Raw genomic sequence first — 24,405 nt, 5'->3', positions numbered from 1 at the left:
CACGGGCCCATGGCGAGGGCCTACGGTTCCCTACTATGACCACGAGGCGGAAGCGTTGGCCCATCGGCGTGGCCCTGTTGTGCGTGCTGGCACTGGCCGCGGCGGCGGCCGTATTCCTGCTGTTCAGACAGCACAAGGAGGAGACGGCGACCGTCGAGATCCAGGAGGGCTGGCGCGCGTACCAGGTGTACGCAGCCGTCGATCAGGCGCTCGACGTCCGCGAGGGCACGACGCGCAAGGCCGCCGAGCGCGCCGCGCGCAAGGGCACCCTCCGGCTGCCGCCCGAGGCCAAGGACAACCCGGAGGGTTACCTCGCCGCGGGCACGTACAACCTCAAGGACCGCACCCCGACGACCCTGCTGGCCGCCATGGTCCGTACGTACGAGAAGCGCCTGGCGCGCGACGGCGTCGACGACTACGCGACGCTCACGACCGCCAGCATCGTCCAGGCCGAGGCCGACAACCCGAGGGACATGGGCAAGGTCGCCCGCGTCATCGCCAACCGCCGCGCCCAGGGCATGCCCCTCCAGATGGACTCCACCATCAACTACGCCCTGAAGCGCTCCACCCTCGACACCACCGCCGAGGACACCCGCCTCGACTCCCCGTACAACACCTACCGCTACAAGGGCCTTCCCCCGACCCCCATCAACACCCCCGGCCTGCACGCCCGCCGCGCCACGGCGAAGCCGCCGCAGGGCGACTGGCTGTACTTCGTCACCGTCGCGCCGGGTGACACCCGCTTCACGGCGGACTACGAGCAGCACAAGAAGTGGGTGGAGGAGTTCAACGAGAACCAGCGGCAGCAGCGGAGCCAGAACTGAGGGGGCCGACGTGGTGGACGCGAACAAACGCCCGAAATAAGGCACGCTGGAAGACATGACACAAGAAGTCATCAGGGCCTTCGACGCGGCCTTCACGCTCTTCGACCGTACGGTCCACCAGGTGCGCGACGACCAGTGGACCGAGATGACCGCCTGCGCGGACTGGACGGCCCGCGACCTGGTGAACCACCTGGTCAGCGAGCACCTCTGGGCCCCGCACCTGCTCCGTAAGGAGACCCTCGCCGAGGTCGGCACCCGTTACGACGGCGACGTCACCGGCGACGACCCGACGCGCGCGTGGGAGGAGGCGAGCGCGGCCTCCCACGAGGCCTTCCACGCCCCGCACGCCCTGGAGGGCGAGGTCCACGTCACGGGTGGCACCATCCCCGCCACCGACTACGCCTGGCAGATGACGACGGACCTCGCGGTCCACGCCTGGGACCTCAGCCGCGCGACCGGCACCAAGGTCCACCTCCAGGACTCCCTGGCCGACCCCCTCTACGAGAAGGCCCGCGCCTTCGTCTCCCCGACGGGCCAGCCGGGCCTCTTCGAAGCGCCGGTGACTCCGCCGGAGAACGCGGACGCCCACACCCGCCTCCTGACGCTCCTGGGCAGGCAGCCGTAACCGTCGGTTTCATGGGGAAGGCCCCATCCGGAGATCGAACTCCGAATGGGGCCTTCCAGAGGCTGGGGCGGCCTCAGTTGCTGCAGGAACCCTGCCCCAGGACACCGAGCCCGCAGAGCAGGTTCAGCCCGAGACCCGTCGGCCCGTCGTCGGTGACGCTGGTCGGACGGTTCTGGACCACGTCCTCCGGGGTGTCGGCCGCGAGGGCGACGCCGGCGCTGGAGAAGAGAGCCGCCGTCACGACGGCGGCGCTGACAATGCCGGTACGGATACGCATTGCGCCTCCAAGAAAAGGGTGCACTGACATTTAAACGATCACCGCCCCTCCCCCGCCCCGCCATCGCAACTACGCCGTCCGGGGGACGCCTTCCTTCAAGGCCGGGGCGTAGGAGGCGGGCAGGACCGCGTCGTCGCCCGGCACTCGGCGAGCCGGGCGACGACCCAGGGGTCACCGTCGAGGAAGCCCGGTAGTCGCGTCTCGTCGTCGATGTGCGCGACGGAGAGCTGCTCAGCGGTGAGCCCTTCGCTCTCCCGGAGATCGGCGCCCCGAAGATCGGCCCCCGTGAAATCGGCGTGGCTCACCATCGCGCCCCGCAGATCGACCCGAGCCAGGGCCGTACCCGCACACCGCGCCCGATGCAGAGCGGCACGGCACATGTCGGCGTTGTTCAGGATGCTCCCCACCATGCTGACGCCCCGCAGATCAGCCCGCCGCAGATCGGAAGCCGTCAAGAACATCCACTCCAGCCGCGGCGGCGACTCGAACTCGAAGTCCCGCAGACTGAGCCCCGCGAGATCGGCATGCCGAAGATCGATGCGCCGGGCCTCTTCCCTCGCGGGCCGACGCGCCAGCACCTCAACAGCCGCCTGTACATCAACCGGAACCTCAACACCCCACTCGGGCCCGCCCTCGAACGCCCCACGCCCGGCAGGAAGCGCGGAAGGATCCCACCCCCGCCCCCTCCCTCTCTGATTCCGCACGAACCCGGCCAACACCTTGGTCACGGCACCATGTTCGGTAGCCGACTCGACCAGCACATGCTCAAGCCCGTACACGGCCCCGAGCCGCACCTCGACCTTCTCCGAAGCGAGGCTCTCGACGGCCATCCGGAACCGCTCGGTCACCTGCCCACGCCGGGACAGCAGATAGGTACGGGCCGTATAACCAAGACTGGCAACCACGGTGACCCCCGCCAACGCCGCAAGCACGGTCTGCCGCACGGCATTGATCGCCTCAGCCCGCTCCTTCCCCGCGAGCCCTTGGACGGTGTCCCCGGCAACGACCCACGAGACGGGCCCGAGCACGACCAGGACCCCACCGAGGACCACCACCCCGGCGACGCCCCACCGCACGCCCTGCCCCCTCCTCAGACGTAACCACGCACTGCGGACATCGTTGATCACGCGACGATCCTCCCCCTCTCTGACCTGGAGAAACGCATGCGCGTACGCACTGCCGCACTCACCCTCGCCGCGCTCGCCGCCGCAGGCAACGCCGCCCCGGCAGTGGCCGCCGACCAGCCCACGACCAACACGGGTCCCTGCACGGTCCCGGCAGACTCGGGCAAGGAGTACAAGTACACGGTCGACACCTGCCAGTTCCTCGGCCAGTTCGGCCTGAACTCCCTGGTCCACGGGGCAGTCCTCGGCAAGGAAGCCCCGGCGGAGGAGCCCACCGCGTAGTACGGGACGCCTCGCCCCGACGAGGCCAACGGGGGCGCGGGGCGACTGGCAAACTAGCCCCGCATGACGAGCCAGATCATCGCCTGGGTCGGCGTCCTCTTGGGCGCGGTGACGTCGTTCTTCGCCACCAGCATGGTGGAACGTGCCAAGTTCAGGCAGACGTTGGCGACACGGTGGGACGACCGCAAACTCGATGCCTACATCGAGTACAGCGCGTGCGTGAAGGATGCGAACCGCGCCGCGAAGCAGCTCCTCGACGCCCACGAGCGCGGCGCGGACACCACCGAGCCCTTGGCGGCGATGGAAGCAGCGGAGGCCCGACGCTCCATCGCCTTCGAGGGCCTGGTGCTCCTGACGGACCAGGCCTCAACCGAGGCCGCCGCCCACGTCAACGAGCGCCTGTGGGCACTCCTGAAATGCGCCAGCGCCCCAGCCGACTTCTCCCCCACCGACCGCCAGGCCGCGAGCCCCGCAGTCATCCACGCCCTGAACAAACTCCACGACACGGCACGAGCGGACCTGGCGATATCCACGCGGGAGCGCTGACCGCGGGACCGAGCGCGCTGATGCCCCATCAGACATCGCTCCCAGCCCATCCCATGGATTGCCGCACGGCACAGATAGGCACGCTCGGAATCCCAGAGCGAGCCTCCTGCGTAGAGGATCAGACCCACCTACAGAATCAAACCGTCCACCTTCTGTTTACAAGCTGTAGGTGGGTCGGGCGGTGGGGGTCATACCGGTCGCTGCGGGGTGCCGGAGGGGCGGCGCCGGACGATGGCGGTTGGCGGGGTTGCTGTACTTCGCTGCTGTACCGCAACGGCCCCCGCCTGGACCTCAGCCACAGACAGCCCGCCACGACGGCGGGAGCGCCAAACGACCAGGCGCGCGTGTGGCTCGCCGCACCGGCCGCCGGGCTCAGCCACGCTGTCGTGCTCTTCTCGTCCCGCAACACGATCAACAGAAGGCTATGCATCAGGTGCGTCAAGCGGTGCCAAGATCCCGCGCAGCATGAATCGACATGCTCGAAGCACGCGAAGGGAGAGGCAAGGACAGCGTGTTGGTCGTAATCTGTTATCAAGCGGTGGGCAAGCAAGCTGACCCGCCCGAGGTAGCCAACAATATGCGGGGCGGCAAATGGAGATCTCAGATCAGGTTACTTCTAGCGAAGCCGCAGAAAAATTGAGAGGGCTCTCAGAAACAGCTTCTGCAATAGCCGAAGAACAAACCGCAAAGTCCCCTCGTGAACTCAAGGAGGCATACCTAAACTGGGCTCTTTCAGCAGAGAGAGTCATTGGAGAGCTGACCCAAGATGATTCCGCTGATCGAATACTCTCAGACAGACACTGGAGAATTCGAGCCGAGGCAGATGACAGCACACACTGCGTCGAACTGATCATCTCCGAAATTCACTCTCAATGCAGATGGTTGAACCGGATCCAGCAGTCGATGACTGCTCAGATAGCCAGATTTCAGGCACGCGAGGGAACCGCTTTCATACTTGACAGTAACATCTTCCTTCAATTCCAACTATTCACTGATATTGACTGGCGCGAGGCGCTTGGCGCCGAAAAAGTCAGAATAATTGTACCCTTGAAAGTGCTAACCGAGTTGGACGACAAAAAAACGTCGCCCAAGAATAGCCTCCGCAAGAGGGCCCAGCGAGTAATAGTCGAGCTAGGTAACCTGCTGGAGAACTCGGCTTCCAGTCCAGCAGTATTGAGTGAAGACGTAACAATTGAAGTATTGGACCGCACGGGCACTGCTACTTCCCCTGTGAACGCCGACGACGCTATCTTGGACGAAGCTCGATATGTTTCACAGATGCTGGAAAATCCGATAACGGTGGTAAGTGACGACACCGGAGTACGACTGCGGGCAAGCCAGCGGGGTCTCCGGACACTCAGGCTGGAGGATAAGTACCGGCCAGTTGACACCTCCGACGGAAGGGAGGACTCCAGTAAGGTAAAAATGAAACTGCTGTTTCACGAGAACAGCCAATTTCTAGACCCCGGGAGCAGCACAACAAAGATTTTTGAAATTGAGTCCGAAATGGCTGAAGTGATCGGCGACCGGGAGCCTCTCGCAATGCCGGGTCGGCGCGCCTACTCGGCATTGTCTGAATACAGCGCAAGTGACGCAGAGGAATACAATCGCAAACTGGATGACTGGTACCAAGAAGTGCGAGAGTGGGCCGAGAAATGCGAACGGGTTTGCTCGGTTAGATATCGCGCCGTGGAGCTACCGCTAATTCTCGTCAACTCGGATAAAATCCCAATCGGAGACATCCGATTGCAGGTATCCATTCGGTCCGCGAAGGACGCTCTCAAGTTCTCCCAGGAAGACGATTTCAAGCTTCCGGAGAGTCCACAGCCACCTCAAAAGCCAAGCAGGTTCGGGATTAACCTCTTTTCGAATATCAGCGGTATCCAGGCATGGGAGCCCAGTTTGCCAATTCCGGGGGTAGAATCTTGGCAGATCGAAGACGATAGACGTGTCGCCAGCATTACCCTTGAACAAGTTCGACAAGGGCAGTCTCTGCCAGTTCCTGACTCCATCCTAGTTTGTCACCCTGTCCCAGGCGAAGCGGTCGGAGGTTTCGAAATTGAATGGGAATTGCTGACCTCTCAGCCGCCGGGGAGTAACAGGGGGAAGCTGCAAGTTAGACCTCGCCGCGAGAATTACATGTGATTCCGGTGGAGCGGAAGAGGAACTTGACTTGACCGCATGACTGCTGACCAGACTGTCGAAGTGCCACGTTGGGCTACAGCCCGTCGCAGCAGCTTCCTGTTGTCGCGCGGGGCGGCGGGGGCGTGCCGGAGCGGGGCGGAGACAGGAGCGGCGGCGCGGGCCCGCCGGGCCGCGCGTGGCCCGCGTGAGCGGGCCGCCTTGAAGTCGTCGGGAAAGTTGTTACGCACGCCCGCTCTCGAAGTGAGCTACAAGCAACTCGGTTCAGCCAGAGGCCGGTTCGAGCGCGCCGAGCGCGGCTGTGATCAGGGATCGGGCTTGCGCACCGTAGACCGCCGATTCCCGGAGCCGCGAGAACGCCTTGCGGTAGAGCTCGACCTCGCCAGGAGCCGTGACCGTCACCCGGGCGGACAGCAACTCGACGTGTGCGCGGCGGTCGTCGAAGACGGTGAAGGTCTCCAGCGGCCAGACGGAGCGAGCTGCGGTGAACGGGATGATGCCGACGGAGACCGCGGGCAGCGTCATCAGGGACAGCAACTGGCCGAGTTGGCCCGCCATTACCTCAGGCGTGCCGATCCGGTAGCGCAGTACGGACTCCTCGATGAGGACAGCGAAGCAGTGATCGCCCTCGCGGATCACCTGTGAGCGCTTCATCCGGGCCCTCACGGCGTCGGCCACGTCGTCCGGCGTCCCATGCATGCCCGCGATACCGGAGAGAAGCGCGGATGCGTACTCCGGGGTCTGGAAGATGCCGGGCATCACGTGGGAGCAGTAGATACGGAAACGCCGGGTCCGCTCGTACAGCGGGACGCTGGACTCCTGGAGGCGGCGCAGGCCGGCCCGTTGGAGCCTTTTCCACTGGACGTACATCGAGTCGGCCTGGCGGTTCGCCGCGATCAGGTCGGCTGCCTCGGACCCCGCGGAGCAGACGGCGCACCATGCCCGTACGTCCGCGTCCGACGGCGCCGTTCTGGCCGCCTCGATACGGGACGACTTCGACTCGCTCCAGCCGCACCGCGCGGCCACCTCCCGCCTCGTCAGTTCCGCGTCGAGGCGGACTTCCCGTAGACGTGCGGCGAGAGCCTCGCGTGCGGCCTGGGCGCTGGAGGACGGTGACGTCGGCATCGGTTGCGAGGGGGGCGTCAGAGCTCGTACTTCTCGTGCGGCACCGCCCGCTGCCACACCGCCTCGAACGCCGTCGCGCACAGGCCCAACACCCCCGCATCCGTCGTCAGTTCGTCCTCCACCACCTCTCCCTCCCCCGAGAAGTGATGGAGGCGGGCGAGGCGGCCGTCGAAGAGCCAGAAGTCGTTGCCGGGCAGCGCGAGGTCCGAGGCGTTCCGGCGCGGCAGCCAGCGGACCTCCTCACCCGCCTCGACGTTGGCACGCGTGACGTAGTGCTCCCAGCGGATGTACTCGCTCACCGGCTCCGACACGACGCGGGCCCTCCGGACGCTGACCCCACGGGCGATGGCCCGCGCGATGTGGTCGTGGAAGGGGCGCCACCATGACGCGCGCGCGTCCCAGTCGATCCGTTCTCCCCGCCGCCACGCCTCGAATTGGGGGTTGCTGGCATAGCTGTCCCTCATCTCCAGGTGGACAGCATCGGAGCGGGTGCCGAGCAGCAGCTCACCGAATGCCGGTGCCGGGAACCGTCGAGGGCATCGCACGCCTTCCTGATCATCGGCATCATGCGTGCCGGAAGCCTCACCACGTCTTCGTACTCCGGGATCGGGCCGTTGGCGGGGAAGTTCGCCTCGCACTCGTTCCGGAGCGCGGAGCTCGCCTTCCAGCCGTGCACCACGAGTTCGCCCTTCGCCTCGTCCACCCACACGGTCGGACAGTGGTCCTCATTGGTCTCCGGGTCGATCCCGACGAACCTCAGCGGCATGGCGTCCTCCCACAGCGAGTGACTTGCCTGAGCTTGCCCGCCCATCGTCCCGTCACCGGGGCACCTGCGGGATGGCTTGCCCCTTTATTGCCGTGCAAGTCCGTGCAAGTTCGTGGAGCCATGGAATCCGCCCGGTCTTGACTGAACGCACCGCATACCTACGGCAAGGACAAGGCGATGAGTGAGCATCCGTACGACCGAGGCACGCTGCTCGTGGACGAGAGCACTGCGGCGCCACCAGTCTCCCCCGCGTGGACGGGCATGGTCGTCATCGCGCTCGGCGAACCACAACATCCCCGCTATCGCCTGATCACCGCCACCGGGTACGAGTGGACCACCGGCCACCTGACCGTACGCGAGGCGACCAGCACGGAGCGCACCGCGTACGAGCGCGTGCTCACCGCTCGCGGGTACGTGCTGCCCCAGAGCCCGGCCTCCTCATGAACCGCGACGTGTCACGGCTGACGATCCGGATCTCGCGCGACGGCGGAAGGACGTGGACCACTCCGCGAACGATCACCCGCGACCCGGCACGGGACCGGCTCCCGCTCTCCGACGGCTTCCCGCCGTGCGCCTGCGCGCGCTGCCGGAGCGCTGCCGCAGGGCACGGAAAGGGCCCGCCCCAAACCCCCGGGACGGGCCTCTCACCTGCGTAGACAAACCGAGCCGCCTGTCGGATTCGAACCGACGACCTTCTGTTTACAAGACAGATGCTCTAACCAGCTGAGCTAAGGCGGCGCGCACGGGCGCGGATGGCGTGCCCGTGCAGTGTACCCACCCCCGTACCGCCGCCCGCGAGGTGGTTTCCGGGGCAGTGCAGGCCACGGTACGGACCCGGACGTGACCGGAGGTACTGACAAAACCGGAGCCTTGGGGTTAGCGTCACGTCAGGTTCGCTCGGTTCCATGTGGTTCCAGCCAGCGGGCCAGACCCCTTTACGACGGATCGTCCGGCACGTACCTGCCGGTGAAGGAGAAAAACAACATGGCCACGGTCACCTATGACAAGGCGACCCGGGTGTACCCGGGTGCGGAGACCCCCGCTGTCGACAAGCTCAACATCGACATCGAGGACGGCGAGTTCCTCGTCCTCGTCGGCCCCTCCGGCTGCGGAAAGTCGACCTCCCTGCGGATGCTCGCGGGTCTCGAGGACGTCAACGAGGGCAACATTCGGATCGGTGACCGCGACGTCACGCACCTTCCGCCGAAGGACCGGGACATCGCGATGGTGTTCCAGAACTACGCGCTGTACCCGCACATGTCCGTGGCCGACAACATGGGCTTCGCGCTCAAGATCGCGGGCGTGAACAAGTCCGAGATCCGGCAGAAGGTCGAGGACGCGGCCAAGATCCTGGACCTCACCGACTACCTCGGCCGCAAGCCCAAGGCGCTCTCCGGCGGTCAGCGCCAGCGCGTCGCGATGGGCCGCGCGATCGTCCGTGAGCCGCAGGTCTTCCTCATGGACGAGCCGCTGTCGAACCTGGACGCGAAGCTCCGCGTCCAGACCCGTACGCAGATCGCGGGCCTCCAGCGCCGCCTCGGCATCACCACCGTCTACGTCACCCACGACCAGGTCGAGGCCATGACGATGGGCGACCGCGTGGCCGTCCTCAAGGACGGTCTGCTCCAGCAGGTCGACACTCCGCGCCACATGTACGACCGCCCGAACAACCTCTTCGTCGCCGGCTTCATCGGCTCCCCGGCCATGAACCTGGTCGAGGTCCCGATCACCGACGGCGGCGTGAAGTTCGGCAACAGCGTGGTGCCCGTCGAGCGCGAGGCCCTCAGCGCCGCGTCCGACAAGGGCGACAGGACCGTGACGGTCGGCGTCCGCCCCGAGCACTTCGACCTGGCGAACGGCGAGGGCTCGACGCTCTCCAAGGACGAGCCCGCGGGCGTCGCCGTGACCGTGAACGTCGTCGAGGAGCTCGGCGCCGACGGTTACGTCTACGGCACCGCCGACATCGGCGGCGAGACCCGCGACCTGGTCGTCCGCGTCTCCGGGCGGAACGTGCCCGAGAAGGGCTCCACCGTCCACGTCGTCCCGCGCGGCGGCGAGACCCACGTGTTCTCGACCTCCTCCGGCGAGCGCCTCTCCGACTGACGTAACAGGAGAGCAGGAGCAGGAGCAGGACATACGAGTGCGGCGGGCCCTTCCACGGCCCGCCGCACTCATGTTTCCGGCCCCTCTTTACGAGCGCACGCCCGAACAACCCAAAATTCCCGTCCCTCGATACGGTGACAAAATGTCGCCAAATCACTACCCCTCGCTACGATCGCGGGCGTGAACCACGCAGCCCGCCGTATCGGCCGATCCCTCGCCCTCGTCCTCCCGGTCGTCCTCGTTCTCTCCGGGACACTCGCCGTCACCCGCGTTCCCTGGGCCACGACCGCGCCCAGCGACTCGCAGGTGCTCACCGCCTCCGCCGAGAAGGCGTCCACACAGGCGAAGTCCCGTGCCCCGCAGGACATGCTCCGCGACCGGCTCGTCGCCGAGCTCCAGGAGGAGAACCCCTCCGCCGCGCTCACCAGCCTCCAGAAGGAGATGGCGCGCAAGCCGTCCCTCGCGAAGCACTGCTCGTCCATCGCGCGGGCGCTCGGCAGGGCGGCGGTGAAGAAGTACGGCGCCGCGCACCGCGCGCACCGCTACTCGCGCCCCGTCTGCGACACCTCGTTCGCCTACGGGGTCGCCCAGATGAACTGAGGGCACGCCTGCCCCCGCACCACGCACTACGCACCATGCACCACGCACCACGCACCACACCCCGCGCATAGGCTGCGGCTCATGACCGCGCATCCGACCCAAGCCGTGATCCTCGCCGGTGGCCAGGGATCACGGCTTCGGCCGTACACCGACGACCGTCCCAAGCCGATGGTCGAGATCCCCGGCACCGGGACACCGATCATCGGCCACCAACTGGCCTGGCTCGCCGCCGAGGGCGTCACCGACGCCGTCGTCTCCTGCGGGCACCTCGCCGAGGTGCTTCAGGAGTGGCTGGCGGGCACCGAACTGCCGCTCCGCGTCACGACCGTGATCGAGCGCGAGCCCCTGGGGCGCGGCGGCGGGCTGAAGTTCGCCGCGCGCGAGCTGCCCCGCGCCGACGAGCCCTGGTACGCGACGAACGGCGACATCTGGACCCGTTTCTCGCTCCGCGAGATGGCCGCGTTCCACGCCGAGCGCGACGCCACCGCGACCCTCGCGCTGGCCCGGCCGCGCATCCCGTGGGGCGCGGTGGAGACCGACGAGTTCGGGCACGTCCTCGACTTCATCGAGGCCCCACCGTCCCCGTATCTGATCAACGCGGGGGTCTACGTCTTCTCGCCGTCGTTCACCGGCCTGCTGCCCGACCGGGGCGACCACGAGCGCGCCACGTTCCCGCGCCTCGCCAGGGAGCGCCGCCTCGCGGGCTTCCCGCTGCCCCAGGGCTCGTACTGGCGGGCCATCGACACCGCCAAGGACCTGACCGAGGCCGCACGCGAACTCGCCCAGCACAGGGGCGAATAGAGCCTCCGTACAAGGGCTCCGTACGCGTACCTGCGTACGCGCATGCGTGAGGGCTGCCGGGATCCTCTCCCGGCAGCCCTCACGGCGTTCAGAGCACTGCTCAGTCCCCTGTCACTGGCCGCCCAGCAGGCCGCCCAGCGTACGGCCGCCACCGCCGCCGCTGTCGCCGCCGCCGCCCGACGAGCTGCCGCCCGACGAGGACGTGCCGCCGCCGCTGCCCGCCGTGGACGTGCTGCGGGCCGCGCTGCCCGCGTCAGGGCCCGCGGAGCCGCCAGAGGTGGCCTCGGGCTGCGCGGGCTGCTCCTGGGCGGGAGGCGCCGTCTGGCGCTGCGCGGGGCTGGTGGTGGTCTCCTGCTGCTGGCTCGGCGTCGTCTCCGGGCCCGTGGTCGCGCGCTGCTGGTCGCCGGGCTGGGTCGCGCGGGACGAGGGGCGGGTCTTACGGCGCGAGTCCGTGCCCTCGGGTGAGCCCGTCGCCTCGCCGGGGCCCTGGGACGCCTGGCCCGTGGTGGTGCTCGCGCCGGGGCGCTTCGGGAGGGGGGAGCCGGGGAGCTGGTTGGTGGGCGTCTCGCCCTTCCTCGGCACGGTCGCGACCTGCGAGGAGCGGACCGCGCTGCCGAGCAGCGAGCCGATCAGCAGGGCGCAGCCGACGATGAGCGTGGCCAGGACCGTGCCCCGGCGCAGTACGCGGCGGCGCAGGTCCCAGAGCGGGACGCGGGGGCCGAGCTTGCGCCAGGCGTCGCCCGCGAGCCGCGCGTCGACGGAGTAGACCGGGGCGCCCGCGATGATCAGCGGGCTCCATGCGGCCAGATAGATGATGTCCGGCGCGTCGTACACGGGGACGCTGCTCCAGCTGACCGTCAGCAGCAGCGCCACCGACAGCAGCGCGCCGAACGAGGCCGCCAGCCGCTGCCACAGGCCGAACATCGTCAGCACGCCGACGATGACTTGGAGGAACGCCACCGTCAGCCCGGCGCCGACCGGGTGCGCGAGCGCGAAGTCGCGCAGCGGGGAGGCGATCGCCCAGGGGTCGAGGGAGCGCAGCCACGTCACCATCGAGCCGCGCTCGCCGCCGTCGAAGTAGACGGGGTCGCAGAGCTTGCCCATCCCGGCGTAGACCGTGATGAAGCCGAGGAAGACGCGGAGCGGGAGGAGCACGACGCCGAGGTTCATGCGCCGGTCGGGGTAGAAGCCGTGCCGTACGGAGTCGCCGCGGCGGCGCTCCCCGCCGTCGGCGTCCGCCGGGCCGACCACGACGGCCTGCATGCTGCCGGGACCGCCGGGGCCGCCGTGGAGGGTCTCGAACTCCCCGGTGTCCTCCGGCTCGTCGAACGGCTCGTCGAAGGCGCCGCGCGCCGGGCGTACGCCGCTCAGCAGCGGGGGCTGGGCCTCCGAGGGCTGGGGGCCGCGGGGCGGGCCGACGACCGTGGCGGGGCCCGTCGGGGGGCCGGCGGAGCCGGGGCGTGCGACGGGGTCGCCGACCTGGGGCAGCACCTGGGTGGCCGTGGCGTCGCCGCCTCCCACGCCGCCCTCCACGCCGTGCGTCCGCTCCGCCTCGGCCGTACGGACGGCCTGCACCAGCCGCGTCGCGCCCGTGTCGTCGGGCTCGGCGCGGCCGCTCCACACGACGGGCGTACGGCGCCTGCCGCCCGCCGCCGCTCCGGCTCCCGCCCCGACGGCGGCCCCGGCGCCCGCTCCGACCGCGGCACCCGCGGTCGCCACGGCGGGCATGGGCTGGGTCTCCTCGGCCACGTGCGGGCGCGCGGGCCCTGAGGCGGCCGCAGGGCCGAGCCGCACCCGGAAGCTCGCGTGATTGACGACCACCTCAGCGGGGTCGGACGGAACCTTGACCGTGCTCAGCACCGGCTCGTCGTCGAAGAAACCGCTCGGGCCCGCGGCGCCAGCGCGGGGTGTTCTGGTGTCCACACTCATCTAACCGAGTGATGGACGTTTAGGACACTGCCTTGACCGTCCCGATCTGTCCGAGACCCGTCAAGATCACCGGGCCCGGGACACGCCCCTCGGTCAGCGGCGGCGGCGTGCCGCCTCGTAGAGCACGACCCCGGCGGCCACACCCGCGTTGAGCGACTCGGCGCCGCCCGGCATCGGGATCCGCACACGCGCGTCGCACGTCTCGCCGACCAGCCGCGACAGGCCCTTGCCCTCGCTGCCGACGACCACGACGAGCGGCCCGTCCAGCGCCGCCAGCTCGTCCAGCTCGACCTCGCCGTCGGCCGCGAGGCCGACGACCATGAGACCGGCCTTCTGGTACGCCTCCAGCGCACGGGTGAGGTTGGCGGCGCGCGCGACCGGCGTACGCGCCGCCGTGCCCGCCGAGGTCTTCCACGCGCCCGCCGTCATCCCGGCCGCGCGGCGCTCGGGGACGACCACGCCGTGGCCGCCGAAGGCGGAGACGGAGCGGACGACGGCGCCCAGGTTGCGCGGGTCGGTGACGCCGTCGAGGGCGACGATCAGCGGGTCCTCGCCCTCGTCGTACGCCGCCGCCGCGAGGTCCTCCGGGTGCGCGTACTCGTACGGCGGGACCTGGAGGACGACGCCCTGGTGGTTGAGCCCGTTGGTCATCCGGTCCAGCTCGGGGCGCGGGGCCTCGACCAGGTGGATGCCGCCGCGCTCGCCCGCGACGCGGACGGCCTCGCGGACGCGCTCGTCGTTGTCGACGAACTGCTGGACGTAGAGCGCGTTGGCCGGGACGCCCTCGCGCAGGGCCTCCACGACCGAGTTACGGCCGACGACCAGCTCCGAGGTGCCCTTGCCGCCCCTGGCGCCCTTGTGCTGCGGGCGGCCCTGGGCGCGGCGCGCCTTGGCCTGCGCGGCGCGCTGCTTGGCGTGCCCCTTGCGCATCTCGGCGGGCGGGGTCGGCCCCTTGCCCTCCAGGCCACGGCGCCGGTTGCCGCCACTGCCGACCTGCGCGCCCTTCTTCTTGGACACGCTCCGGTTGGAACGCGGATTGTTCCCGGCCATCACGGCACCTACCTGTTTCCTGGCGCGCGGTCAGCGCGGTGTTCGAACATCAGACTGTCAACGGTACTGGGCCGCCGCACCGCTCCGCCTACTCGGCGGTGAGCTCCCAGCGGGGGCCGTGCGGGGTGTCCTCGATCGCGAGGCCGGCCTGCTTCAGCTCGTCGCGCAGGGCGTCGGCCGTCGCGTAGTCCTTACGGGCGCGGGCGGCCTGCCGCTGGTCGAGGACGAGCCGGACGAGGGAGTCGATGACGGAGTGCAGCTCCGCGCCCCGGTCCCCCGAGCCGCCCCGCGTCCAGGTCTCGTCCAGCGGGTCGAGGCCGAGGACGCCGAGCATGGCGCGGACCTCGGCCACGGCACGGACGACGGCGTCCTTCTGGTCCTCGGTGAGGGCCGCGTTCCCCTGCCGGACGGTGTTGTGGACGACCGCGAGGGCCTGCGGGACGGCGAAGTCGTCGTCCATGGCCTGCGCGAACGCCTCGGGCACCTCGGCGGCGGGGGCGACCTCGCCGACCGTCTCGCCCGCGCGCTGCAGGAAGCCCTCGATGCGGGAGAAGGCGGACTCGGCCTCGCCCAGGGACTCCGCGCTGTACTCGATCGTGGAGCGGTAGTGCGGGGAGGCCAGGTAGTAGCGCAGGACGATGGGGCGCCAGCGGCGCACCATCTCGGCGACGAGCACCGAGTTGCCGAGCGACTTGCTCATCTTCTCGCCGCTCATGGTCACCCACGCGTTGTGCGCCCAGTAGCGCGCGAAGGTGTCACCGAACGCCTTGGACTGCGCGATCTCGTTCTCGTGGTGCGGGAAGACGAGGTCCACGCCGCCGCCGTGGATGTCGAAGGCGGCGCCCAGGTACTTGTGCGCCATCGCCGAGCACTCCAGGTGCCAGCCGGGACGGCCGGGCCCCCAGGGCGTCTCCCAGGCGGGCTCGCCCGGCTTGGCGGCCTTCCACATCGCGAAGTCGCGCGGGTCCCGCTTGCCGGTCTCGCCCTCGCCCTCGGGCTGGAGGAGGTGGTCGAGGTCCTGGTTGGACAGCGCGAGGTAGTCGGGGAAGGAGCGCACGTCGAAATAGACGTTCCCGTCCGCCGCGTAGGCGTGGCCGCGGTCGATCAGGGCGCTCATCATCGCGATCATCTCGGGGACGTGCCCCGTCGCGCGCGGCTCGTACGTCGGCGGGAGGCAGCCCAGCGCGTCGTAGGCCGCGTTGAACGCCCGCTCGTTCTCGTAACCGATCGACCACCAGGGGCGGTTCTGCTCGGCGGACTTGGCGATGATCTTGTCGTCGATGTCCGTCACGTTCCGCACGAACGTGACCTCGTAGCCGCGGTGGGCGAACCAGCGGCGCATCACGTCGAAGTTCAGCCCCGAGCGGATGTGGCCGATGTGCGGGGCCGCCTGGACGGTGGCGCCACACAGGTAGATCGAGACGCAGCCCGGCACGAGGGGGCTGAATTCACGGATCTGCCGGGCGCTGGTGTCGTACAGGCGAAGAGTCACGCCTCAAAGGGTAGTAGGCGCACGTACCTGCTCGCGCGCAAGTCCGGGAGAGCCGTCGCGACGGCTCTCCCGGGGCGGGTCAGCGGTGGCTCACAGCCGCCCGACGACCTTGCGGACGCTGATCCGGACGACGACCCGCTCGCCGTCCTGGGACGCGTTGGGGTTGAACTCCGCGTAGCTCTTCCCCACGTACTTCTGCGCCAGCTCGTCGATCAGCTCCTGGCCGCCCTCGGTGCTCAGGGTGGCGGTGCCGCGCAGCTCGGCGTACGTGTACGGGTTGTCGGCGGGCTCGACCATCACCGTCACGCGCGGGTCGCGCTTGAGGTTGAGGGCCTTGCGGCGGTCGACGGTGGTGGAGATCAGGACGTCGTCGCCGTCCCGCTTCACCCAGACCGGGGAGACCTGGGGACTGCCGTCGGGCTGGATGGTCGCGACCGCCACGAACACCTGGCCGTCGAGCACCTTCTTCAGTTCGTCGGAGAGCACTGCCACGGAACTGGTCCTTCCCTCACACTGCGCTGGAACCGGATTACGTGCTTCGGACCGTATCCAACACGGGACACCGCGTGAGTGTTCCCCGGGGCCCCGGCCCCGCTAGCGCGTCGTCCGGACCACCAGTGCCGTCGCGACGGCGGCCAGCCCGTCGCCGCGGCCCGTCAGGCCGAGGCCGTCCGTCGTCGTGCCGGAGACGGAGACGGGGGCGCCGACGGCGGCGGAGAGGGCCCGCTGGGCCTCCGCGCGCCGCTTGCCGATCTTGGGCCGTACGCCGATGACCTGGACGGCGACGTTGCCGATCCCGAACCCGGCCTCGCGCACGATCCGCGCGGCCTCGGCGAGCAGCGTGACGCCGGAGGCGCCGGACCACTCGGGGCGGTCCGTGCCGAAGTGGGCGCCGAGGTCGCCGAGCCCGGCGGCGGAGAAGAGCGCGTCGCAGGCGGCGTGCGCGGCGACGTCGCCGTCGGAGTGCCCGGCGAGGCCGTACCGCTCGCCCTCCCACAGCAGGCCCCCGCACCACAGCTCGCGGCCCTCCTCGAAGGCGTGCACGTCGGTGCCGACGCCGACCAGCGGGAGTGTGACCTCAGTAGCCAACGTTCGCCCTCCTGCGTGCGAGAACCGCCTCGGCCAGGACGAGGTCCAGCGGGCGGGTGACCTTGAACGCCTCCTCGTGGCCGGGGACGACCACGACCTCCACGCCGATCCGCTCGACCATCCCCGCGTCGTCCGTGGCGCCCTCGCCCTCGCGCGCGACGCGCGCGTGGGCCTCCACGAGCACCTCGCGGGCGAAGCCCTGCGGGGTCTGGACGGCACGCAGCCGGGAGCGGTCGGGGGTGCCGGTGACGGGCTCGGCGGCGCCGTCGCCGCGCGGCTCGACCTCCTTGACGGTGTCCGCGACGGGCAGCGCCGGTACGACCGCGGGCGCGCCCTCCCGTACGGCCGCGGCGACGGCGTCCACCGTGTCGGCCGGGACGAGCGGGCGGGCCGCGTCGTGCACCAGGACCGCGCCGATGTCGGCGGGGAGGGCGTCGAGGCCGAGGCGGACGGAGTCCTGCCGGGTCTCGCCGCCGGGGACGACCTCGACGTCCTCCAGGCCGTGCTCGTCGAGCAGGTGGCGGACCTCGGCGGAGCCGTCCGGCGGGCCGACCACGACGACGAGCGAGACGGCGCGGGCACGCGCGGTCGCGCGGACCGCGTGCACCAGCATCGGGATGCCGCCGAGCGGGCGGAGCGCCTTGGGCGTGCCGGGGCCGAGCCGCACGCCGCGGCCCGCGGCGGGGATCACGACCGCGGTGCGCCCGCGGTCGGCCCCGGGGCCGCCGGACGCTCCGGATCCGCTGGATTCCGGCGATTCGATTGACATCGGTTGCGCGTTCAGGTTTGTGTCCTCAGCCGAGTTGGGTATGGCCACACCGTGCCGGGCGCGACGCGCCGACCGAACCCTTCCGTGATCTCCGGTCGAGCTAGCCGCCCGGGCCCGGCACGCCACAGCAGCACAGTATGAGCAGGACCAGAAGGGCCGCCCGGCAATGAACATGCCGCGGCGCCCGGTGACGACAGGGTCACCCGGGCACCGCGGCAGTGTGTATCAGGACGCAGTGTCCATCAAGCGGCGTCCGTCAAGCAGTGTTCATCAAGACGCGAGGACCTCGTCGAGAAGTGCCTCGGCCTTGTCCTCGTTCGTGTTCTCCGCGAGGGCCAGCTCGCTCACGAGGATCTGGCGCGCCTTCGCCAGCATGCGCTTCTCGCCCGCCGACAGGCCACGCTCGCGCTCACGGCGCCACAGGTCGCGCACGACCTCCGCCACCTTGATCACGTCGCCGGACGCGAGCTTCTCAAGATTCGCCTTGTAGCGGCGGGACCAGTTGGTCGGCTCCTCGGCATACGGCGCGCGGAGCACCTCGAAGACCCTGTCCAGCCCGTCCGAACCGACCACGTCGCGCACGCCCACGAACTCCGCATTGTCCGCTGGCACACGAACCGTCAAGTCGCCCTGCGCTACCTTCAGAACCAAGTAGGTCTTGTCCACGCCTTTGATCTGGCGAGTTTCGATGGCCTCGATCAGCGCGGCCCCGTGATGGGGATAGACCACGGTGTCGCCAACCTTGAACGTCATGTGTCAGGTACCCCTTCCGTGGCTATCCAGGGTAACACGAGAACGCCTTCTTCTGAATGGCGTTTTCGCAGGTCAGGGCATATCTCGGGGCTTGACAACGGGCCCCGTATCGTGCATCGGCCGGTCATTGCAAGCGGGTATTCGCAGGTGGGAGCGGGTCTGCACACGCCGGGAAACGCGCCTCTCACGCTCCGGGAAGCCCCCTGACGCGCCGCCTGTTGACCGTTTTGTCCCGCTGTAGCGAGACTCCACTTCGGCCGTTGTTACGCCTTTCCCAAGAATTGATCAAAGGCGTCCCGAGAGCCCCCGAGAGAGCGCTGTTGATCAATTCTTGAAGCCCCCACGTATTCCCGGGAATCGCCCGTACGGATGCCTCCGGTGATGCCGTACGGGGCGTATTCAGCGGTGACACGCGGGCGAGTTGGAGGGTCGGGTGCGGGACGCCCCCGGGCTGTCGGTAACCTGAGCGCGCACGAAACGCCCATCCGTACGCGCTCGGCACGTGCGCGACCGCGCTCGCCCGCGATCCCCGGTGCCGCCGCCCAAGCTCGCCTAGGAGTTGCCGCCGCCGTGAGCAGCAGCCTTCGACGCGGCACCCTCGCCGCCACCACCCTCGCGCTCGCCGTCGCCACGCTGACCGCCTGTGGTGCGGGGAACAGCGCTCAGACGCTGGAGGTCAAGCCCGACAACGCCGCCAAGACGGTCGGCGACATCAAGATCCAGAACGTCAACATCGTCACCGAGCCGGAGGGTTCCGGTCCGGCCACCGTGACCGGCCGGATCTTCAACGACGGGAACAAGGACCAGGTCCTCAGGACCGTGACCGTGGGCTCAGCGGGCCGCGCCGAGCTGAGCCCCGCCAAGGGCGAGAAGCGGCTCACCGTCCCGGCGGGCGGCTCCCTGGCGCTGGGCGGCAAGAACAACGCCTCGGCCCTGCTCACCGACTCCAAGGCCGCCGGGGTCCGGGACGGCAACGCGCACGCGGTCGCCTTCGACCTCAGCAGCACCGGCACCGTGAAGATGCGCGTCACGGTCGTGCCCGCGAAGCACGGCCACGACAACGTCGGCCCGAGCGTGGGCCCCTCGATCCCCGAGGGCACGGCGAAGCCGACCGAGAACGCCTCGCCGGGTGAGAAGGGCGAGAAGGGCCAGAACGGCGAGCGCGAGGGCGTCCGTGAGGGCGAGCCGAACCCCAACGCCGACGAGAAGGGCCGCGACGGCGCGGACGCGTCCGCCTCGCCGGGCGCCAACGCCACCGCCTCCGCGACCCAGGGCGCGAACGCCGGGCACTGAGCCCGGTCCGTAGGCACGTACGACGGAGCGCCGTCCCCCCTCCTCGGGGTGGCGGCGCTCCGTCGTGTGCGTACGGCTTACGGCCGCGGCCTACGGCTCGAACTTGTAGCCCAGCCCCCGGACCGTGACCAGGTAGCGCGGGGCGCCCGGGTCGGGCTCGATCTTGGCGCGGAGGCGCTTGACGTGGACGTCGAGGGTCTTGGTGTCGCCCACGTAGTCGGCGCCCCAGACGCGGTCGATGAGCTGCATACGGGTCAGCACGCGGCCCGCGTTGCGCAGCAGCATCTCCAGCAGGTCGAACTCCTTGAGCGGCAGATCGACCTTGCCGCCGCCGACCGTCACCACATGCCGGTCCACGTCCATCCGGACGGGGCCCGCCTCCAGGGCCGCCGGGGTGACCTCCTCCGGCTCGCCGCGCCGGCGCAGCACGGCCCGTACGCGCGCGACCAGCTCGCGCGAGGAGAAGGGCTTCGTCACGTAGTCGTCGGCTCCTATTTCCAGCCCGACGACCTTGTCGATCTCGCTGTCCTTGGCGGTCACCATGATCACCGGGACGTTGGAGCGGCCGCGCAGCTGGCGGCACACCTCCGTGCCGGGCAGCCCCGGCAGCATCAGGTCGAGCAGCACGAGGTCGGCCCCGTTCCGCTCGAACTCGTCGAGCCCATCCGGACCCGTGGCCGCCACAGCGACCTCAAAACCTTCCTTGCGCAGCATGTACGACAGTGCGTCGCTGAACGATTCCTCGTCCTCGACGACGAGCACTCGGGTCACGGCCGGACCTCCGGGGCAGACAGGGGTTCGTCTGTTTCTTCGGATTCGAAATGGGGCCGCTCCTCGTCTTCGAAGGCGGCAGGTTCCTTGAGCGCGCCTGACAGACGGTTCCGGCCCTGCCGGTCCGCCTCGGCCTTCTCCCGGGCGCTGCCTGCCTCCGGCAGCCGCAGGGTGAAGGTGGAGCCCTGGCCCTCGGCGCTCCAGACGGTGACCTCCCCGCCGTGCGAGGCGGCCACGTGCTTGACGATGGAGAGACCGAGACCGGTCCCTCCCGTGGCCCGGGAGCGGGCCGGGTCGACGCGGTAGAACCGCTCGAAGATCCGCTCCTTGTCCCTCTCCGAGATGCCGATGCCCTGGTCGGTGACGGCGATCTCGACGAGGTCTCCGCCCGGCGCCGCTATCCGGCGCCCGGCGAGCCCGACCCGGGTGCGGGCCGGTGAGTAGTTGACCGCGTTCTCGACGAGATTGCCGAGCGCGGCGGCGAGCTGGCCGCGGTTGCCCCAGACGTGCAGGCCCTCGGTACCGCCCGCGCCCAGCGTGATCTGCTTGCCCTCGGCGGCCTGGCGGCTGCGCTCGATGGCCTCGGTCACCAGTTCGTCGACGCGGACGGACTCGGAGTCCTCCAGCGGGTCGTCGTTCTGCACCCGGGAGAGGTCGATGAGCTCCTGGACGAGGCTGGTGAGCCGCGTCGCCTCGTTCTGCATCCGGCCCGCGAAGCGCTGCACGGCGTCCGGCTCGTCGGCGGCGTCCATGACGGCCTCGGAGAGCAGCGAGAGGGCGCCGACGGGGGTCTTGAGCTCATGGCTGACATTGGCGACGAAGTCGCGGCGTACGGCCTCGATCCTGCGGGCCTCCGTCAGGTCCTCCACCAGGAGCAGCACCAGACGGGAGCCGAGCGGAGCCACGCGTGCGGAGACCGCGAGGGCATCACCTCTTCCCGTGCCGCGCCGGGGGAGGTCGAGCTCGACCTGGCGTATCTCCCCGTCGCGGCGGGTGTCGCGCGCCATCTGGAGCATCGGCTCGACGGCGAGCCTGCCGCCGCGCACCAGCCCCAGCGCGTACGCCGCCGAGCTGGCCTTGACCACCGCGTCGCTCTCGTCCAGCACCACGGCGGAGGAGCGCAGCACGGAAAGGACGGTGTCGACGCCCGGGGGCAGCGCGGGGCCGCCGGTGGCGGTGTGCAGCGAGGTCCGCGTGGGGCGGGCCTGCTCACGCTCGCTCCAGCGGAACGCCAGCATGGCGATGACGCCGGTGCAGAGCCCGGCTATCGCTGCCGCTGCGGCGACCGCCGCGTTCACGTCCATACATCCAGGTTATGCGCCTTCGGGGAGAGCTCCCCAGCCCTCCCTGGGCTGACGCGGAGAGCTGTCGCCCAGTGTTAACCCGGAGGGGGCCTCGGGTTCACCGTGGATGCCGGAGCCGGTCGCATTTCGGGCGGACCGTGGGAGCGTAGGGCGGGAGCCCGGTGTGACGATCACAGTTGTCCAGGGGTTCGGTACCTCCGGCACCCCCGGAATGCAGTACTCATGAGCCCAGGAACCAGGAACTCAGGAACGAAAGAAGGACAGCTATGCGGGACGCGTACCACGAGGAGCTGGACTCGATCGGGGACAGCCTGGTCGAGATGGCCCGGCTCGTCGGCTCCGCCATCGGCCGCGCCACCACGGCGATGCTGGACGCGGACCTGAAGCTCGCCGAGAGCGTCATCGCCGCCGACGAGAAGGTGGACGACCTCCAGCGTGACCTGGAGACCCGGGCGATACAGCTCCTGGCCCGCCAGCAGCCCGTGGCCACGGATCTGCGGATCGTGGTGACCTCGCTGCGGATGAGCGCGGACCTGGAGCGCTCCGGCGACCTGGCCCAGCACGTCGCCAAGGTCGCCAGGCTCCGCTTCCCCGAGTCGCCGGTGCCGCGCGACCTCCAGGCCACGCTGCTGGAGATGGGGCAGCTCGCGCAGCGCCTGATGGCGAAGGCCGCCGAGGTCATCATCACCAAGGACGTCGACCTGGCCATGCAACTGGAGCAGGACGACGACGCCATGGACCTGCTGCACCGCACGCTCTTCCAGCACCTGATGGACGACCGCTGGAAGCACGGCATCGAGACCGCCGTCGACGTGACGCTGCTGGGCCGCTACTACGAGCGGTTCGCCGACCACGCCGTGTCGGTGGCCCGCCGCGTGGTCTACCTCGTCACCGGGGACTACGCGGACGAGATCGACCCGGCGCTCGGGGCCAACAACGACGGCACGGCGCCCGTCGAGTCGGCGTAGCGCGCGGACGCGCCCCGGGCGGTTTCCGGACTGACGCAGGGCGGCGTGTGCTCCTCTGCGCCCTTGATGCGCCCGTGGTCGGGGGGCGTGCAATGGGAGAGCCCGCGCCTGATTCATGGAGGCCAGGAGGCCAAGGAGGGAACCATGGCTGACTCCCGGAAGCCTGCCCCGACCACTCCGCAGTCGCTCCGCTCGTCCGGACCGCCCCCGTCCCCCACGCCCCGTCGGCGGCAGGTGCTCCCCCTGCTCGGCGCGTGCGGGTGCGGTCCGGGGTGCGGGTGCGGATGCCAGTCCGGAGGCCCCTGCCAGTGCGGCGGCTGCTGCGGCTGAGCGCTGAGCGGCTGAGGCGTCTCAGGGAAATCCGTACTGCTTCCCAGCCCCCCCACGGGGCCTCGCGGGGCCCTGGCCGGTTCGACGGGTCAGGGCCCCGCGACGTGGGCGTTCTCCTGCCTTACGGGGCGCGTAGCGGCCAGGGCAGGCGTGCGAGCAGGGTGAACGCTCCCTGGTCGACGCCGTGGTGCAGCGTGCCGTCCTCCAGTTCGAGGCGCTCGTGCAGTCCCGTGAGCCCGGCGCCCGCGCCGGGGATGCCCGTGCCCGTACCCGTGCCCGTACGGGGGACGCCCGCCGGGAGCGGGTTGCTGACCCGCAGCGTCAGGCCGTTCCCCGGACTGCCGGTGAGGCGGACGGTGACCTCGCTGCCGGGCGCGTGCTTACGGGCGTTGGTCAGGCCCTCCTGGACGACGCGGTAGGCCGTGCGCTGGAGCTGCGGGCGCGGCGGCGCGGCGCCCTCTGGCAGCGCGTCCTCGTACCGCACCCGCTGGCCCGCCTCCCGCGCCTCGCTGACCAGCGCCGCGATGCTGGACAGCCCCGGCTGCGGCCGGGTGGCGGCCCCGCCGGTGCCGACGGTCGCGCCGGACGCCGGGCCGTGCTCGTCGTCCTCCTCGTCGGCGCGCAGCACGTGCAGCACCTCGCGCAGCTCGTCGAGCGCCTGGTGCGCGTTGTCCCTGATCACCCCGGCGCTCTCGGCGATCTCCGCCTCGTCCAGCGCCGAGCCCGCGCCCGCCGCCGTCTGCTTGGTGCGGTACGCGAGCGCGCCCGCGTGCACGGAGAGCAGAGAGATCCGGTGCGCGAGCACGTCGTGCATCTCGCGCGCGATGGCGCGGCGCTCGGCGCGGCGCGCGTCCACGAGGCGCCGCGCGTGGTCGGCGCGCTCCCGCTCGGCGTCCTGCCGCAGCCGCAGTACGAGCTGGCGCCGGGCCCGCGCGGCCCGCCCCCAGGCGAAGAAGACCAGGTAGTACGCGAGGGCGAAGGCGCCGACCGGCCAGCCGCCCTCGTGCGGCACCGTGTAGACCAGCAGGTACGGGGCGACGGTGACCAGGTAGGCCACCAGCACCAGCACGGCGCGGCGCAAGGGCAGCCGCATCGCCGTGTTGAGGATGACGACGGACAGCGCCCCGAACGCGCTGTCGGTCAGCGCCCCGGCCGGTACGGCCAGCAGCGCGACGGCCAGCGGGTGGCTGCGGCGCCACCACAGCGCGAGGCAGAGCGCGCCGCCCAGCCACGGGTCGAGCAGGACGAGCCAGTGCGGCAGGTAGGCGTGCTCCTGGAGGAGCGCGGTCATGCCCATCCACCAGCCGACGGCCCAGAGGAACAGGAGCCCGTCGACCACCCAGTCACGGGCCGTACGGCGCGGCCGCCCGCCGCCGGTGCCGCCGTCCACCAGCTCACCGGGCAGGAAGAAGCTCACCTCTTGAGCCTATGGGGAAAGCGGC

At 70.0% G+C, this 24,405-nt stretch carries 27 protein-coding genes and 1 tRNA gene; 12 read left to right on the top strand and 16 right to left on the bottom strand.

Going from position 1 to position 24,405, the window contains the following annotated elements; translation table 11 throughout:
• Nucleotides 1–35 precede the first annotated feature (35 nt).
• Both mltG and ACGF3A_RS12580 read left to right on the top strand, forming a co-directional pair.
• Nucleotides 36–824, top strand: a complete 789-nt coding sequence (gene mltG / locus ACGF3A_RS12585) for an endolytic transglycosylase MltG (RefSeq protein WP_393728678.1) — start codon at nt 36–38, stop codon at nt 822–824.
• A gap of 55 nt (nt 825–879) precedes the next feature.
• The gene (locus ACGF3A_RS12580) at nt 880–1,449 is read left to right on the top strand and encodes a TIGR03086 family metal-binding protein (protein WP_393728676.1); all 570 of its coding nucleotides are present in this window, start codon (nt 880–882) and stop codon (nt 1,447–1,449) included.
• A 73-nt stretch (nt 1,450–1,522) separates the two neighbouring features.
• Here ACGF3A_RS12580 and ACGF3A_RS12575 read toward each other — a convergent pair whose 3' ends face one another.
• Together ACGF3A_RS12575 and ACGF3A_RS12570 are read right to left on the bottom strand one after the other, a co-directional pair.
• Nucleotides 1,523–1,726, bottom strand: coding sequence for a hypothetical protein (locus ACGF3A_RS12575; RefSeq protein WP_393728674.1), 204 nt, complete (start codon nt 1,724–1,726; stop codon nt 1,523–1,525).
• 95 nt (nt 1,727–1,821) lie between these two features.
• Nucleotides 1,822–2,853, bottom strand: a complete 1,032-nt coding sequence (locus tag ACGF3A_RS12570; RefSeq protein WP_393728672.1) for a pentapeptide repeat-containing protein — start codon at nt 2,851–2,853, stop codon at nt 1,822–1,824.
• Between the two features lie 36 nt (nt 2,854–2,889).
• On the opposite strand from ACGF3A_RS12570, the gene ACGF3A_RS12565 reads away from it, so the two are divergent.
• The 3 genes from ACGF3A_RS12565 (at nt 2,890) to ACGF3A_RS12555 (ending at nt 5,823) form a co-directional block, all read left to right on the top strand.
• A complete protein-coding gene (locus ACGF3A_RS12565; RefSeq protein WP_393728670.1) occupies nt 2,890–3,132 on the top strand; it encodes a hypothetical protein in 243 nt (80 codons plus the stop codon).
• A gap of 63 nt (nt 3,133–3,195) precedes the next feature.
• Entirely contained in the window at nt 3,196–3,678 is a 483-nt protein-coding gene (locus ACGF3A_RS12560) for a hypothetical protein (protein ID WP_393728668.1), read from the top strand.
• A gap of 591 nt (nt 3,679–4,269) precedes the next feature.
• A complete protein-coding gene (locus tag ACGF3A_RS12555) occupies nt 4,270–5,823 on the top strand; it encodes a PIN domain-containing protein (RefSeq protein WP_393728666.1) in 1,554 nt (517 codons plus the stop codon).
• Between the two features lie 261 nt (nt 5,824–6,084).
• On the opposite strand, the gene ACGF3A_RS12550 is transcribed toward ACGF3A_RS12555, so the two are convergent.
• From ACGF3A_RS12550 to ACGF3A_RS12540, 3 genes are read right to left on the bottom strand one after another with little or no spacing between them, the layout of a single operon-like run.
• Nucleotides 6,085–6,945 (bottom strand): helix-turn-helix domain-containing protein, encoded by an 861-nt coding sequence (locus tag ACGF3A_RS12550; protein WP_393728664.1) that lies wholly within the window; start codon nt 6,943–6,945, stop codon nt 6,085–6,087.
• A 17-nt stretch (nt 6,946–6,962) separates the two neighbouring features.
• Complete coding sequence (locus ACGF3A_RS12545) at nt 6,963–7,409, bottom strand: DUF6879 family protein (RefSeq protein ID WP_393728662.1); 447 nt, start codon at nt 7,407–7,409, stop codon at nt 6,963–6,965.
• Complete coding sequence (locus ACGF3A_RS12540; RefSeq protein ID WP_393728661.1) at nt 7,406–7,711, bottom strand: hypothetical protein; 306 nt, start codon at nt 7,709–7,711, stop codon at nt 7,406–7,408. Before ACGF3A_RS12540 ends, ACGF3A_RS12545 begins: the two co-directional genes overlap by 4 nt.
• Nucleotides 7,712–7,888: 177 nt before the next feature.
• Between ACGF3A_RS12540 and ACGF3A_RS12535 the strand changes: the two genes are divergently transcribed.
• Entirely contained in the window at nt 7,889–8,155 is a 267-nt protein-coding gene (locus tag ACGF3A_RS12535) for a hypothetical protein (RefSeq protein ID WP_393728659.1), read from the top strand.
• A gap of 220 nt (nt 8,156–8,375) precedes the next feature.
• Here ACGF3A_RS12535 and ACGF3A_RS12530 read toward each other — a convergent pair.
• A tRNA-Thr gene (locus ACGF3A_RS12530) sits at nt 8,376–8,449 on the bottom strand.
• 246 nt (nt 8,450–8,695) lie between these two features.
• Between ACGF3A_RS12530 and ACGF3A_RS12525 the strand changes: the two genes are divergently transcribed.
• From ACGF3A_RS12525 to ACGF3A_RS12515, 3 genes are all read left to right on the top strand, one after another.
• On the top strand, nt 8,696–9,814 hold the full coding sequence (locus ACGF3A_RS12525) for an ABC transporter ATP-binding protein (protein WP_393728657.1): 1,119 nt from the start codon (nt 8,696–8,698) through the stop codon (nt 9,812–9,814).
• A gap of 180 nt (nt 9,815–9,994) precedes the next feature.
• On the top strand, nt 9,995–10,414 hold the full coding sequence (locus ACGF3A_RS12520; RefSeq protein ID WP_393728655.1) for a hypothetical protein: 420 nt from the start codon (nt 9,995–9,997) through the stop codon (nt 10,412–10,414).
• Nucleotides 10,415–10,495: 81 nt separating this feature from the next.
• Complete coding sequence (locus tag ACGF3A_RS12515; RefSeq protein ID WP_393728653.1) at nt 10,496–11,215, top strand: NDP-sugar synthase; 720 nt, start codon at nt 10,496–10,498, stop codon at nt 11,213–11,215.
• Between the two features lie 111 nt (nt 11,216–11,326).
• Here the strand turns inward: ACGF3A_RS12515 and ACGF3A_RS12510 are convergent, their stop codons facing one another.
• From ACGF3A_RS12510 to ACGF3A_RS12480, 7 genes are all read right to left on the bottom strand, one after another.
• The gene (locus ACGF3A_RS12510; protein ID WP_393728651.1) at nt 11,327–13,144 is read right to left on the bottom strand and encodes a DoxX family membrane protein; all 1,818 of its coding nucleotides are present in this window, start codon (nt 13,142–13,144) and stop codon (nt 11,327–11,329) included.
• Between the two features lie 93 nt (nt 13,145–13,237).
• Nucleotides 13,238–14,194, bottom strand: a complete 957-nt coding sequence (rlmB, locus tag ACGF3A_RS12505) for a 23S rRNA (guanosine(2251)-2'-O)-methyltransferase RlmB (RefSeq protein WP_393728649.1) — start codon at nt 14,192–14,194, stop codon at nt 13,238–13,240.
• 88 nt (nt 14,195–14,282) lie between these two features.
• Nucleotides 14,283–15,686: a cysteine--tRNA ligase gene (cysS, locus tag ACGF3A_RS12500; RefSeq protein WP_393728647.1), complete on the bottom strand. Its 1,404-nt coding sequence runs from the start codon at nt 15,684–15,686 to the stop codon at nt 14,283–14,285.
• A gap of 90 nt (nt 15,687–15,776) precedes the next feature.
• Nucleotides 15,777–16,178: a PPOX class F420-dependent oxidoreductase gene (locus ACGF3A_RS12495; protein WP_393728645.1), complete on the bottom strand. Its 402-nt coding sequence runs from the start codon at nt 16,176–16,178 to the stop codon at nt 15,777–15,779.
• A gap of 102 nt (nt 16,179–16,280) precedes the next feature.
• A complete protein-coding gene (ispF, locus tag ACGF3A_RS12490) occupies nt 16,281–16,775 on the bottom strand; it encodes a 2-C-methyl-D-erythritol 2,4-cyclodiphosphate synthase (protein WP_393728643.1) in 495 nt (164 codons plus the stop codon).
• On the bottom strand, nt 16,765–17,544 hold the full coding sequence (ispD, locus tag ACGF3A_RS12485) for a 2-C-methyl-D-erythritol 4-phosphate cytidylyltransferase (protein ID WP_393728641.1): 780 nt from the start codon (nt 17,542–17,544) through the stop codon (nt 16,765–16,767). Before ispD ends, ispF begins: the two co-directional genes overlap by 11 nt.
• Before the next feature lie 270 nt (nt 17,545–17,814).
• Complete coding sequence (locus ACGF3A_RS12480) at nt 17,815–18,297, bottom strand: CarD family transcriptional regulator (RefSeq protein WP_016472332.1); 483 nt, start codon at nt 18,295–18,297, stop codon at nt 17,815–17,817.
• Nucleotides 18,298–18,867: 570 nt separating this feature from the next.
• Between ACGF3A_RS12480 and ACGF3A_RS12475 the strand changes: the two genes are divergently transcribed.
• The gene (locus ACGF3A_RS12475) at nt 18,868–19,590 is read left to right on the top strand and encodes a DUF461 domain-containing protein (protein ID WP_393728639.1); all 723 of its coding nucleotides are present in this window, start codon (nt 18,868–18,870) and stop codon (nt 19,588–19,590) included.
• 90 nt (nt 19,591–19,680) lie between these two features.
• Here the strand turns inward: ACGF3A_RS12475 and ACGF3A_RS12470 are convergent, their stop codons facing one another.
• Together ACGF3A_RS12470 and ACGF3A_RS12465 are read right to left on the bottom strand one after the other, a co-directional pair.
• On the bottom strand, nt 19,681–20,361 hold the full coding sequence (locus ACGF3A_RS12470) for a response regulator transcription factor (protein WP_344523514.1): 681 nt from the start codon (nt 20,359–20,361) through the stop codon (nt 19,681–19,683).
• A complete protein-coding gene (locus tag ACGF3A_RS12465) occupies nt 20,358–21,665 on the bottom strand; it encodes a sensor histidine kinase (RefSeq protein WP_393728636.1) in 1,308 nt (435 codons plus the stop codon). The genes ACGF3A_RS12470 and ACGF3A_RS12465 overlap by 4 nt, the downstream gene beginning before the upstream one ends.
• A 266-nt stretch (nt 21,666–21,931) precedes the next feature.
• Between ACGF3A_RS12465 and phoU the strand changes: the two genes are divergently transcribed.
• The gene (gene phoU, locus ACGF3A_RS12460; protein WP_393728634.1) at nt 21,932–22,633 is read left to right on the top strand and encodes a phosphate signaling complex protein PhoU; all 702 of its coding nucleotides are present in this window, start codon (nt 21,932–21,934) and stop codon (nt 22,631–22,633) included.
• A gap of 144 nt (nt 22,634–22,777) precedes the next feature.
• Nucleotides 22,778–22,963, top strand: coding sequence for a hypothetical protein (locus ACGF3A_RS12455; RefSeq protein WP_393728632.1), 186 nt, complete (start codon nt 22,778–22,780; stop codon nt 22,961–22,963).
• A 121-nt stretch (nt 22,964–23,084) separates the two neighbouring features.
• Here the strand turns inward: ACGF3A_RS12455 and ACGF3A_RS12450 are convergent, their stop codons facing one another.
• The gene (locus tag ACGF3A_RS12450) at nt 23,085–24,380 is read right to left on the bottom strand and encodes a sensor histidine kinase (RefSeq protein ID WP_393728630.1); all 1,296 of its coding nucleotides are present in this window, start codon (nt 24,378–24,380) and stop codon (nt 23,085–23,087) included.
• Nucleotides 24,381–24,405 lie beyond the last annotated feature (25 nt).

It is taken from the genome of Streptomyces sp. NPDC048172 (assembly GCF_043202595.1).
Classification (GTDB): Bacteria; Actinomycetota; Actinomycetes; order Streptomycetales; family Streptomycetaceae; genus Streptomyces.
Note: the sequence above shows the minus strand (reverse complement) of the source record. Positions and strands in the feature narration are given on the sequence as shown.

What these genes read in the sequence shown, in the direction of transcription:
- ACGF3A_RS12575 (WP_393728674.1), bottom strand. Translation starts at nt 1,726, where the DNA reads ATGCGTATCCGTACCGGCATTGTCAGCGCCGCCGTCGTGACGGCGGCT.
- rlmB (WP_393728649.1), bottom strand. Translation starts at nt 14,194, where the DNA reads ATGGCCGGGAACAATCCGCGTTCCAACCGGAGCGTGTCCAAGAAGAAG.
- phoU (WP_393728634.1), top strand. Translation starts at nt 21,932, where the DNA reads ATGCGGGACGCGTACCACGAGGAGCTGGACTCGATCGGGGACAGCCTG.
- ACGF3A_RS12550 (WP_393728664.1), bottom strand. Translation starts at nt 6,945, where the DNA reads ATGCCGACGTCACCGTCCTCCAGCGCCCAGGCCGCACGCGAGGCTCTC.
- ACGF3A_RS12515 (WP_393728653.1), top strand. Translation starts at nt 10,496, where the DNA reads ATGACCGCGCATCCGACCCAAGCCGTGATCCTCGCCGGTGGCCAGGGA.
- mltG (WP_393728678.1), top strand. Translation starts at nt 36, where the DNA reads ATGACCACGAGGCGGAAGCGTTGGCCCATCGGCGTGGCCCTGTTGTGC.
- ACGF3A_RS12480 (WP_016472332.1), bottom strand. Translation starts at nt 18,297, where the DNA reads ATGACGTTCAAGGTTGGCGACACCGTGGTCTATCCCCATCACGGGGCC.
- ACGF3A_RS12455 (WP_393728632.1), top strand. Translation starts at nt 22,778, where the DNA reads ATGGCTGACTCCCGGAAGCCTGCCCCGACCACTCCGCAGTCGCTCCGC.
- ACGF3A_RS12555 (WP_393728666.1), top strand. Translation starts at nt 4,270, where the DNA reads ATGGAGATCTCAGATCAGGTTACTTCTAGCGAAGCCGCAGAAAAATTG.
- ispD (WP_393728641.1), bottom strand. Translation starts at nt 17,544, where the DNA reads ATGTCAATCGAATCGCCGGAATCCAGCGGATCCGGAGCGTCCGGCGGC.
- ACGF3A_RS12545 (WP_393728662.1), bottom strand. Translation starts at nt 7,409, where the DNA reads ATGAGGGACAGCTATGCCAGCAACCCCCAATTCGAGGCGTGGCGGCGG.
- ACGF3A_RS12535 (WP_393728659.1), top strand. Translation starts at nt 7,889, where the DNA reads ATGAGTGAGCATCCGTACGACCGAGGCACGCTGCTCGTGGACGAGAGC.
- ACGF3A_RS12525 (WP_393728657.1), top strand. Translation starts at nt 8,696, where the DNA reads ATGGCCACGGTCACCTATGACAAGGCGACCCGGGTGTACCCGGGTGCG.
- ACGF3A_RS12565 (WP_393728670.1), top strand. Translation starts at nt 2,890, where the DNA reads ATGCGCGTACGCACTGCCGCACTCACCCTCGCCGCGCTCGCCGCCGCA.
- ACGF3A_RS12465 (WP_393728636.1), bottom strand. Translation starts at nt 21,665, where the DNA reads ATGGACGTGAACGCGGCGGTCGCCGCAGCGGCAGCGATAGCCGGGCTC.
- ACGF3A_RS12540 (WP_393728661.1), bottom strand. Translation starts at nt 7,711, where the DNA reads ATGCCGCTGAGGTTCGTCGGGATCGACCCGGAGACCAATGAGGACCAC.
- ACGF3A_RS12580 (WP_393728676.1), top strand. Translation starts at nt 880, where the DNA reads ATGACACAAGAAGTCATCAGGGCCTTCGACGCGGCCTTCACGCTCTTC.
- ACGF3A_RS12560 (WP_393728668.1), top strand. Translation starts at nt 3,196, where the DNA reads ATGACGAGCCAGATCATCGCCTGGGTCGGCGTCCTCTTGGGCGCGGTG.
- ACGF3A_RS12510 (WP_393728651.1), bottom strand. Translation starts at nt 13,144, where the DNA reads ATGAGTGTGGACACCAGAACACCCCGCGCTGGCGCCGCGGGCCCGAGC.